The organism is Moorena sp. SIO4E2 (assembly GCF_010671945.1).
Classification (GTDB): domain Bacteria; phylum Cyanobacteriota; class Cyanobacteriia; order Cyanobacteriales; family Coleofasciculaceae; genus Moorena; species Moorena producens.
On record NZ_JAAHIE010000700.1, the window covers coordinates 1 to 3283 of the forward strand.

The window sequence follows — 3283 nt, forward strand, 5'->3', positions numbered from 1 at the left end:
TTTGTCTGGGAGAAATGAGACAGGAAGTATGGCGATCCTCTATGCTCAGTAAGGGTTTTACTATGTATACGAGCAATATAAATGTATCAGCCTTTCCTGGACTATCTGGAAAAAGAGCTATTCAAGCGGTTTGATTTAAGCAGTCAACCAATTCCCCCAGGCTTAGAACGCCAGGTAAGCGATCGCGCCAAACATCGGGCAATTATCCAAAGCTGGTGTTACCAATGCCCGGAATTGCGGAAGATTCGCTATACCTACATGGATGTTGGACCAGTATCCCAAGTGTTTAACAGTGTGATGTATCCTAGTCACTGTTACGATCTCCCTTTGCTAGGGATTGACTTCTTAGCCTTTGGCAAAAAGAAGATCCTGGTGGTTCTAGACTTTCAGCCATTGTTCAGGGATGAAGCATATCAGGAAAAATACATTGAACCAATGCGAGCCATTCGCGATCGCTATCAGGACTTGGCACAAAACTTAGAAATGAAGTTTTACGATGCCAACCAGTACTTCTCTAAGTATCTACTGTTTGCCAAAATCGATTCCCTAGAGACAGTGCAAACGGAAGTCTTTGAGGCTTACAAAGACTACTTGGCCTTATATTGGCAAATGGTGGAGCAAGCTGAGCCTCTAACTGAGCCAGAAGATATTCAGCGGATTGTTAAAGCACAGAAAGACTACGACCAGTATAGTGCGGACAGAGATCCAGCCCATGGTCTGTTCAGCAGCTACTTTGGTCCCGAGTGGGCAGAGCAGTTCTTATATGAGTTCTTATTTGAAAATGCCATGCCTTTAGCCGTTAGTCAAAGCCAAACATGACTCTCTATCAGCCGTTTCTAGACTACGCGATCGCATATCTAAAAGAGCGTCTTGATCTACAGCCTTATCCCATTCCCCCTGGGTTTGAAAGCAAATTCGCAACAGTGGGGAAAGGGAAAAAGCAGCAAGATGTCCTGACCACCAGTTATGGCTTTGCTGCACCCAAAATCAGACAAATTCGAGCGGCTCATGTCCAGGGGGGAACAGCATTACAGGTACTCAATTTTGTGATCTTCCCCCACCTCAACTATGACCTCCCCTTCTTCGGTGCTGACTTAGTGACCTTACCTGGTGGACATCTGATTGCCTTGGATATGCAGCCCCTGTTCCGGGATGATCCAGCTTATCAAGCTCGTTACACGGAACCTATCCTACCGATTTTCAAGGCCCATCAACAGCATTTGCCTTGGGGAGGAGAATTCCCTGAGGAAGCAACACCGTTCTTTTCCCCAGCTTTCCTGTGGACACGCCCTAAGGAAACCGAAGTAGTGGAAAATCGGGTGTTTGCTGCCTTCAAGGACTATCTGACAGCTTACTTGGATTTTGTGGATCAGGCAGAATTAATTACTGATCCCCAGCATCTGGAAGCCATCAAGGAAGCTCAACTGCGTTATCTGGGTTATCGTGCTGAAAAAGACCCAGCTCGTGGTATGTTTCAGAGATTTTATGGCAGTGAATGGACTGAGGAGTACATCCACGGTTTCTTGTTTGACCTAGAGCGAAAGCTCGCACAGGCAAGTTAAGCACTACTGGAATTATTAGGATGTTATAACTTCACCTCAGTTCGATGTAAGAAATTGCTTAGTTTTTTCAGGAGTCAGGAGTCAGGATCTTCGAGTCATAAGTCAGGACAAAACTACAAAATTGATGACTACAGAATTGATGGGAATAATACAGAATTTTATTGTTGATAAAACGTCAGCCACAAGCCTTCAGCTAAAGGCTTGTGGCTGACGGCTGAACGCGCACGCGTGAGCTTTTAGCTCACGGCTGACGGCTTATGATAAAACTCTGATTAATTGCCAATTAACTGGGAAATAATTGATTTTGAATCCATTTCTAATGACTCGAAGCTCCTGACTCGATACTCCTAAATGTTAGAGGTTTTAATTGAAGGTGCAAGATCTTAGCCTCGCCCCTAGCAGTGATAGCAAAAGCGCAACAGTAGCCAGAAACAGATTTTTTTGATAAACCTCAAATCCTTGTCTTGATGCAGCCCCTCGCCACTGGCGCTTTGCATCAAGACAAGGTCGTTTAAATGGGCGACAGCTTACTTCATAATTCATAGTTAGTACTTCATACTTCATAGTTAGTACTTCATACTTTTATATACTTCGCTAAAATAACAAATTATGTTTTTTAATTAAGAAACGTAAAAAAAGTTAGGATTGTATGAACCTAATCCCCTAATCTGTGATTGTGACTGAGGTTTACGATCATAGAGGTGATTAATGACAATTCCTTTGCTAGAGTATCCTCCCTCAACCCAAAATCAGCGTGTGGCTGGATATGAGGTGCCCGGAGATGAGCAGCCTAAACTATACAGTACAGCTAATCTGCTGTCTCCATCGGAAATGGATGAGTTGATTAGGGCAGCCTATAGTCAAATTTTTAATGAACAACAGATTCTCAAAAGCAACCGCCAAAGCTTTTTAGAATCACAGCTGAGATTTGGTCAAATCACGGTGCGCGACTTCATTCGTGGTCTAGCAACATCTGAACCTTTTTGGCAGCGGAATTATCAGACCAACAACAACTACCGTTTTGCCCAGATGTGTGTACAACGCGTATTGGGGCGTGAAGTCTACAGCGAGCGGGAGAAGTTAGCCTGGTCAATAGTCCTGGCTACTAAGGGCTTAAAAAACTTTATTGATGCTCTGCTCGATAGCGACGAGTACCTGGAAAACTTTGGTGATCACACCGTGCCTTATCAGCGGCGGCGGATCATACCCCAGCGTATTCAAGGCGATCTACCCTTTGCCCGGATGCCTCGTTATGCGGAAGACTACCGCACCCAACTGCAACAGATCGGTTACTTCAAATACCAACCAATTGGTTTCAAAACCTATTATCCTCCTGCCTCAGTGCGCTTGGTAGCAGGAGTACTCACTAAGGCAGGGGCTGTAGTTTTACTTGGGGGAACAATTGCGATCGCCTTATCGGCCTGGGGTATTATCAGCCTGTAGCTGTGAGTGTAGGTTTGATAAGAAATGTTACTTACCTGCCAACCGCTAGACCAATTAGCTGGAGTAAACAGCTGAGCTGTGTCTTGAGCAGGAGCTAAGCAACCAAGAGGCTTCCAGCACCAACGTGGAGCCAATCCACAGGCTTGCCATAGCAAGCCAGTTCTGATCTGCCGTTGCAATCAGACATCAAAAAATCTTAAACTCTTAACAAGATGTAACGAATAAAGGCTCGACATCATTGTATAAAAGTTACCTGAAGGGTAAATAGTGACAGGCGA

At 44.7% G+C, this 3283-nt stretch carries 3 protein-coding genes; all 3 read left to right on the forward strand.

Going from position 1 to position 3283, the window contains the following annotated elements; translation table 11 throughout:
• The first annotated feature begins 81 nt into the window (after positions 1-81).
• The 3 genes from F6K37_RS35635 (at position 82) to F6K37_RS35645 (ending at position 3005) form a co-directional block, all read left to right on the forward strand.
• A complete protein-coding gene (locus F6K37_RS35635; RefSeq protein WP_287255625.1) occupies positions 82-819 on the forward strand; it encodes a 15,16-dihydrobiliverdin:ferredoxin oxidoreductase in 738 nt (245 codons plus the stop codon).
• The gene (locus tag F6K37_RS35640) at positions 816-1562 is read left to right on the forward strand and encodes a phycoerythrobilin:ferredoxin oxidoreductase (protein ID WP_287255628.1); all 747 of its coding nucleotides are present in this window, start codon (positions 816-818) and stop codon (positions 1560-1562) included. The genes F6K37_RS35635 and F6K37_RS35640 overlap by 4 nt, the downstream gene beginning before the upstream one ends.
• A gap of 708 nt (positions 1563-2270) precedes the next feature.
• Positions 2271-3005 carry a phycobilisome rod-core linker polypeptide gene (locus F6K37_RS35645; protein WP_287255630.1) on the forward strand — a complete coding sequence of 245 codons (735 nt, stop codon included), beginning with the start codon at positions 2271-2273 and terminating at the stop codon, positions 3003-3005.
• The last annotated feature ends 278 nt before the right edge of the window (positions 3006-3283 follow it).

What these genes read in the sequence shown, in the direction of transcription:
- F6K37_RS35635 (WP_287255625.1), top strand. Translation starts at nt 82, where the DNA reads ATGTATCAGCCTTTCCTGGACTATCTGGAAAAAGAGCTATTCAAGCGG.
- F6K37_RS35640 (WP_287255628.1), top strand. Translation starts at nt 816, where the DNA reads ATGACTCTCTATCAGCCGTTTCTAGACTACGCGATCGCATATCTAAAA.
- F6K37_RS35645 (WP_287255630.1), top strand. Translation starts at nt 2,271, where the DNA reads ATGACAATTCCTTTGCTAGAGTATCCTCCCTCAACCCAAAATCAGCGT.